General features: G+C 63.1%; 1 protein-coding gene and 1 pseudogene. Both read left to right on the top strand.

The window, feature by feature from the left end; genetic code table 11:
• Positions 1-1,058 precede the first annotated feature (1,058 nt).
• On the top strand, positions 1,059-2,804 hold the full coding sequence (locus NKH59_RS33090; protein WP_353024419.1) for an adenylate/guanylate cyclase domain-containing protein: 1,746 nt from the start codon (positions 1,059-1,061) through the stop codon (positions 2,802-2,804).
• A 742-nt stretch (positions 2,805-3,546) separates the two neighbouring features.
• Positions 3,547-4,126, top strand: a pseudogene (locus NKH59_RS33085) (dienelactone hydrolase family protein).
• The last annotated feature ends 191 nt before the right edge of the window (positions 4,127-4,317 follow it).

The raw sequence follows: 4,317 nt of genomic DNA, 5'->3' as shown, positions 1-4,317 counted from the left end.
CGGGATCGCATCCAGATCAGCAAAACCTATTCACTTCAACGACATAGACAGATGGGTGTTATGAAACAGGATTGTAGTCGGCGCGTCACAGGGCGATGGCGACGCGTGCCTGAGCCAGCGACTGGTGTGACGAGGGTATCGGCGAGAACGTGGAAGGTCGGTTAGCCACAGCTTTGTGGCGGCGACCTCACGTGCCGATCGTTGATTGAGGATTTTGGTGATTGCGGGCGGATGTCCTAAGGCTCCTAGGTCATCATCGTCCGTGGCAACTTCGCGAAGCGGCTTGTAAAACATGCCCAGTGCTCTTTTGCCGCGCGTTGGATAGTCCTACGCAGCACTTTGGCGAGCGCGCCGCCACGCAGTCAATCGACACACGACGGTCGGGCGAACGCGACACAAAGTGCACTGTCACCGAAATTCCGGAGGACTAACGTCTGCCCTTAGGTCTAGGCTTCGTGATTTCGATTCAACGGCCCGCGAGCGACTAGTTTGAGCAAGCCTCAACGCGGGGCCACTCGATGTCGGCTCCTTGCCGCAATCACGCTGTTCCGACAGGCCGCGCCATGCGGCAAGTTTCTATCCAACCAAGCCGTTTGACCCACGCTGGCAGCTGCCGAGTAGGCGAAGTCCGCATCGCCTCGATCGCGCCACTTTCCGACCTCACCACCTCTAAGCGTGAACGTCTGGTGTGATGCCCGATGCGCACGTTCGTAGGCATCTCACTGTTACATCGCGGTGACAAAAGCACCGCCACGGTGGCGTCAACCGGTTACCAAGGGCAGTAAATATCTCCGGCCTTCTGGGAGTGGCGTGTCAGCGTCCCCAGAGGCTGCGTGGGCGTGTCGCCGGTTGGCTGTTAGCGCGGCGACTGGATCGCTCCACGCCTCGCAAGCGGGATAGCGAAATCTCGTGAAGGCAAGGTCGAGCTGCGTTTTCCGTTCTCTATCGGCGACGGGCGACGGTTGGGAGAGATGGATACCATGCACACGGGGAGTCAGGAAGTTGGCAGGACATGGACGCGGGGCGGCCCGCGTGCAGGCGCTTGGCCGAGCGGTGCAATGACCACGCAGCGCCACCTCGCAGCGATCATGGTGTGCGACGTCGTCGGCTATTCGCGCCTGACGGAGCGCGACGAGCGCGGCACGCTCGAGCGGCTGAAGATCTACCGCAAGGACGTCCTCGAACCGCTGGTCTCTGAGCACCGGGGTCGGATCGTCAAGCTCACCGGCGACGGCATGCTGTGTGAGTTCGCGAGCGTCGTCAACGCGGTGGCCTCGGCGATGGCGATCCAGCAGGCCCTGGCAGAACACGAGGCGGAGATGCCCGAGGAAGAGCGGATTCGCTTCCGCATCGGCGTCAATCTCGGCGACGTGGTCTGCGAGGAGGACGGCGACCTCTACGGCGACGGGGTCAACATCGCAGCCCGCCTCGACAGCATCGCCGACCCCGGCACCGTGGTCGTCTCAGGCACCGCCTACGACCACCTTCAGGGCAAGCTCGACTGCGGCTTCACGCCACTCGGCAATCTGCGCCTCAAGAACATCGAGCGGCCGGTGCGCGCCTACCGCGTCGAGACCGACGCGGGCGCCTCGGTGGCTGCATCGCCTCCGCTGCCCGCGAAACCCTCGATCGCGGTTCTGCCTTTTACCAACATGAGCGGCGATCCCGACCAGGAATACTTCGCCGACGGGCTGGTGGAGGACATCATCACGGGATTGAGCCGGGTGAACTCCTTCTTCGTGATCGCCCGCAACTCGTCCTTCACCTACAAGGGCCGGGCGGTGGACCTGCGCCAGGTCGGGCGCGAGCTGGGCGTCCGCTACGTGCTCGAAGGCAGCATCCGCAGAGCAGGATCGCGGGTGCGCATCAGTGGGCAGTTGGTGGACGCGATCAGCGGACACCATGTCTGGGCCGACCGCTTCGAGGGCGACGTGAGCGACATCTTCGACCTGCAGGACAAGGTGACCGAGAGCGTCGTCGGCGCTGTCGAACCGAGCATCCGGCTGCAGGAGATCAAGCAGGCGCGCATGAAGCCGACCGACTACATCGGGGCCTACGACCTCTACCTTCGTGCGCTGCCGCGCTTCTACAGCATGACGCGCGAAGGCTTCGCCGACGTACGCCGGCTCACTAACGAGGCGCTCAGCATCGACCCAGACTTCACCCTGGCGAAGGCACTCGGTGCCTATATCCGCAGCCTGTCGGTGAGTCAGTGCTGGCACGAGCCCGACGATATCCGCGTCGCCGTGCGCATGGCCCGCGAGGTGCTGGCGGACGCGCGAGACGACCCGACAAGCTTGCGTTTCGCCGCGCAGGTGATCGCCTACAGCGCCAAGGATTACGAGACGGCGCTGGACACGATCGAACGGTCCCTGCTCCTCAACCCCAATTCGGCGCAGGGCCATACGGGCAGCGGCTGGGTGAACGCCCATTCCGGCCACCCCCTCGTCGCGATCGAGCACTTCCACAGGGCGATGCGGCTGAGTCCGGTCGACCCCGAGAAGGGCATCGCGCTCTCCGGCATCGGGATGAGCTACCTGATGCTCGAACGCTACGAGGAAGCGCTGGCTTGGGGAGAACGAGCGCTGCGCGAGATGCCGAATTACGGCTCCTCGCACCGGGTGGTGATCATGGCGCTGGTCAAACTCAACCGGCCGGACGAAGCGCAGGCGGCGGCGCGGCGGCTGATGGAGGCGTTCCCGACCTACACGCTCGGCCTGCAGAGGCAGATCAACCCGTGGCGGGACAAGGTGTTCGCCGAGCACTACGTCGAAGCGTTGGGTATTGCCGGCGTGCCGGAGTGATCGTCGCGGCTGCAAAGGTGCCCTCCCCTGCGCGTCACGTCCGGCAAGGCGACGCGCCCCTTGATCCCGCGTCGCTTCTGGAAGGATAGTTCTCTGGCCGGCTTGTCCGAGGACCGAGCCCGTAGAGCAGCTGTGAACAGCCGGCGAGCTCTCTGTTGGGTTCGCGTCGAACTTCCGGTCTCCACCGATACCGATATTGTTCAAAAAAGTCCGCGTCGCGGTCGCCCGTGGCACTTTCGTAGGATGGCGTTTCGTAGAGACCCCAAAATTGAATCCTGATTCCATGCAATGCGCCAGGGTGGAACTGGATTCTAAGATCGGTGGCGATTTGCGGTGCGCCGGACTTTTTCAATAGTATCCACCCCAGCCAGTCCTTCGCCGTCGATTTCGGTCGTTCGGCAGCTTAAGGTTCTTGAACGAATGGACGCGCTCAAAGCGACTTTCATGGCGCTCATTCAAGCTGCCTTTCGCGCATCGGCCGGGGTCAACCTTGGCGGAAATTCGAACCAAGACACTACCGCCGCGGTGCGTCCGTCTGGCGGACGCGGGTAACGCCGAAGCATTTTCGTCGCCGCCTATCTGTTGGTGTAGATCGGTTTCCCCGAGTCGTCACGCCGGGAAAAGACGATACGCCGAGGCTTATCATCATTTGGAAGTTCTTCGATGCACAGCGAAATCGCTTGCAGTTCTGCGAAGCGATTCGCAATTATCGCCGCAATCCACGTCCCATCTGGAGGCTCCCATGGCCGAGGTCCTGCTGTTCCACCACGCACAAGGTTGACTCCCGGCGTGCGCGCGTTCGTTGACGACCTGCGGGCAGCCGGGCACACCGTGCATACGCCGGACCTGTTCGACGGACGCACATTCCGGAGTATTGACGAGGGTCTCGCCTACATCGGTGAGATCAGGTTCGACGACATGCGGGAGCGCGGCGTCCGCGTCGCCGGCGAACTGACCCCGAGCTCGTTTACGCCGCATTCTCGTTCGGCGTACTGCCGGCGCAGAAGCTCACACAGACACGACCCGGTGCCTGCGGAGCCCTGCTCGTCCACTCCTGTCTGCCGATTAGCGGCGAGTGGGCCTTCGGATCCTGGCCGGACGACGTCCCGGTCCAGATCCACGGTATGGATAACGACCCGATCTTCATCGGCGAGGGCGACATCGACGCCGCTCGCGAGATCGTGGAGAAGGTCGAGGACGCGGAGCTGTTCCTCTATCCCGGCGACCAGCACCACTTCGCCGACAGCTCGCTCCCGTCGTACGACGCGGCTGCCAGCGCACTGCTCACGCGGCGGGTGCTCGAGTTCCTGGACCGTGTCTAACCATGTCGGCGAGGGCCTTATTGAGTGCGGTCGTCCTGTCCATCGGGAGGAGCAAGGAGCGCCACAAGCAGTCATCAAAGGGCTGTATTTCAAAATGACCGAATCGGGGCCGACGAACGAACCCGCTGCGCGGGAGGGGCGCCTGCGGTTGAGGTAGAGATCAAGAACCGGTCGTCGCGCTCGCGTTGAGC

Origin of the sequence: Mesorhizobium sp. M0998 (assembly GCF_040318885.1) — a bacterium.
Taxonomy (GTDB): Bacteria; Pseudomonadota; Alphaproteobacteria; order Rhizobiales; family Rhizobiaceae; genus Mesorhizobium.
This window is presented reverse-complemented; position numbering and strand designations above follow the sequence as displayed.